This window comes from Virgisporangium ochraceum (assembly GCF_016863655.1).
GTDB lineage: Bacteria > Actinomycetota > Actinomycetes > Mycobacteriales > Micromonosporaceae > Virgisporangium > Virgisporangium ochraceum.
The window spans coordinates 1-1283 of record NZ_BOPH01000183.1 but is presented as its reverse complement, the minus strand read 5'-3'; the positions used below and the strand labels follow the sequence as shown (position 1 = coordinate 1283).

Sequence of the window (1283 nt, the reverse complement as noted above, 5' to 3'; positions counted from 1 at the left end):
TCATGTCGCTGCGAGGAAGTCCAGCAGCGCGCGGTTGAACGCCTCGGCGTGGGTCACGTTGCAGCCGTGCGGGGCGCCGCGCAGGATCACCAACCGGCTGCCGGGAACCGCCGCATGTGTGCGGGCACCCGACCCTCCAAAGGGGACGGTCGCGTCGGCGTCGCCGTGAAGCACGAGCGTGGGCACGTGGGCGGCCCGGACGAGGTCGTCGCGGAAGTCGGTGTTGCCGAACGCGGCCAGGCACTCCAGCGCCGGTATCCGGCCGGCCTGCCGGCACTGGGCGAGCGCGGCCCGGCGCTGCTCACGGGTCGCCACGACCGTGCCGTCGACGGAGAAGAACTCCTCCACGAACCGGTCGTGGAACCGGTCGCGGTCGACGGTCAGCGCCGCGGTCAGCTTCGCCGCGCGGCCCGGCCGCAGCGGGCCCTCGGGGTTGCCGGGGGTGCGCATGAGGTACGGCGTCACCGACGCCGCGAACACCACGCCGCGCAGCCGTAACCGGCCGTAGTCACCGAGGTAGCGGGCCACCTCGCCGCCGCCCATCGAGAACCCGACGAGGGTGACGTCGCGCAGGTCCAGCGAGTCGAGGACCGCGTGCAGGTCCTCGGCGAGGGTGTCGAACGAGTAGCCGGTCAACGGCTTGTCGCTGCGTCCGAAGCCCCGCCGGTCGTAGGTGACGACCCGGTACCCGGCGTCGCGGAGCACCGGCACCTGGGCCGACCAGGACTCGCCGGTCAGCGGCCAGCCGTGGATCAGCACCACCGGACGGCCGGCGCCACCGGTGTCGTCGATGTGGAGCCTGGTGTCCCTGAGCAGGCCGCGGTGGGCGACGATCTGCGTCATGGCCGACGTATGCCCCGGCCGGAAACCCTTACACGGCACGCTCGGGTGCAAAGGAGCCGACCACCCGCGGGTGGCCGGCTCCCTCGACCGTCACATCAGCCGCGTCAGCTACCTCAGCCGATCGCGACCCAGCCCGCGTACGGGCTGTTCGCGCCCGCCGAGGTCTGCTGGTTGACGTGGACGCGTCCGTCGAGCCCCACCGAGAACACCGACACCGCGCCGGTGCCGCCGACCACCGCCGACGGGTACCCGACGAACGGCCCGCCCAGGCTGACCGGGTTCTCGTAGGACCAGTTGGCCGCCGACTGCTTGTTGGCGCCGACGCCCAGCGTGTCGCTCTGCGCGAACACCATGATGCGCGCGTCGGCGCCGGGCGGAGCGGTGATCGCCGCCGGCTGGCCCACCCCACCCAGGCTGTTGAACAGCACCGGGGTCGGGTA

General features: G+C 72.8%; 2 protein-coding genes. Both read right to left on the bottom strand.

What is annotated here, in order from left to right; genetic code table 11:
- Window positions 1-843 carry an alpha/beta fold hydrolase gene (locus Voc01_RS52590; RefSeq protein WP_203935335.1) on the bottom strand — a complete coding sequence of 281 codons (843 nt, stop codon included), beginning with the start codon at window positions 841-843 and terminating at the stop codon, window positions 1-3.
- A 113-nt stretch (window positions 844-956) separates the two neighbouring features.
- A partial coding sequence (locus Voc01_RS52585; RefSeq protein ID WP_203935334.1) for a PLL family lectin occupies window positions 957-1283 on the bottom strand: 327 nt, incomplete at its 5' end.